This is a genomic window from Anaerosporobacter sp., assembly GCF_965301125.1.
The window spans coordinates 1-1504 of the sequence record NZ_CBDLAM010000385.1; the positions used below are offsets into that span (position 1 = coordinate 1).

Annotated in this window: 2 protein-coding genes; both read right to left on the reverse strand. The window is 29.5% G+C overall.

Annotated features, from left to right (window positions below):
- Positions 1-1227 (reverse strand): ABC transporter transmembrane domain-containing protein (locus ACW2QF_RS20245; protein WP_455717819.1); only part of this gene is annotated, 1227 nt, incomplete at its 3' end.
- Between the two features lie 4 nt (positions 1228-1231).
- On the reverse strand, positions 1232-1504 hold a 273-nt coding region (locus tag ACW2QF_RS20250), incomplete at its 5' end, for a hypothetical protein (RefSeq protein WP_455717820.1).

Consider the following 1504-nt stretch of genomic DNA (forward strand, 5'->3'; position numbering starts at 1 on the left):
ATCTTGTCCATCAATGTAAATTGTTCCTGTATAGTTTGGAAAAAAACCTACCAATAATTTTATAAAAGTTGACTTACCTGAACCATTACTTCCTGCAAGAGTTACTTTTTCTCCAGCTTTAATATTAGTAGTAATATCATTTAATATGATTTGTTCATTATCCTCAAATTGAAACGAAACATTTTGATATTCTATTTTCCCTTCAGTTATTTGAAGTGGTTCCTTCGTATCTGATATCATTTTCTCATCTTCTAAATTCAAAATTTCTTTGATTCGATCCCAAGATGCAAAAACAGACTGCAGATTTAACTTTAGTCCAGCCATCTGTATCGCTGGCGAAAATACATATTCTGCATAACCTACAAATGCTGTAATTGCACCAATCGATAAGTATCCTTTTATGATAAGCCATCCACCATACCCCCAGATAATAAAAGAACAGAGGCCTGCTGCTACGGAAGAAAAAAAGTTAGAAATCAAATCTAGTTTAACTTTTCTTTTGGTGATTCCAATAGCTTCCTTATACTTTTCTCTATATGCCTTCATGCTTTGACACTCAAATACAAATAACTTAACTGTTTCAATTCCCATCAGAAATTCAAACATCTTGCCACCTTGCCTGGACCATGCTTCTGAAACCTGTTTATTAACTCCTCTAACACGTTTAGCAAAATAAAAGCTATTGATTATATTAATCGGAATAATAATTAATGTAAGTAATGTAAGCTTCCAATCTATAAAAAACATCATAATTAACCCGAACACAAGCATTACTATATTACTTAGAACATTTAATATCTTTCCTGCAGTAAGCGAATGAAGATTAGTAATTTCATTATCTATTCTTCCTTGAATATACCCCAACTGATTATTTGTAAAGAAATCTACTGGTAGATGAAGAATTTTTGTAAAAATATCTGTTTTGATTTCCAAATCAAATTTCATATCAAAAATGGAAAAAATATATTTAGTAAATGAATTCAATAACGGCTGAACAATTAAGATAACTAACCATACCGTCATAACTACACCAAATAGAGAATAGTGCTTTCCAAGAATAACATCGTCTACCAGTATTTTATTCAAATAAGGAATAGGCATTGATAATAATACAGAAATTATTGTTGTAAAAGTAGCAATAATGATATACTTTTTAAGTGGTTTGAAATATTTCATTATTTCCCTTAACATTCTTAATTCACTATTATTCTTTTTATTCTCTTTCATATTTTCATTTCCCCTCTATCAAGCAATACGTATATTTCCCTTGGCAACTAGCACTGAAAATTAAGCTATAACCAGTATGCTCTTTCAATGTATGTATCATTTGCAATATTCCTGAAGCAGCACCACATTCTCCTATATAGCGTTTTATTGCTATGCTATCTACCAAATTGTTTTTTTCTATAAAATGTTTTTCATATTTGTAATATATTGTGTTATTTTCGTTGGAATAATAATACTGTATTTTCTTATTTAGATATTCATTCTTTTGATTTTCCTG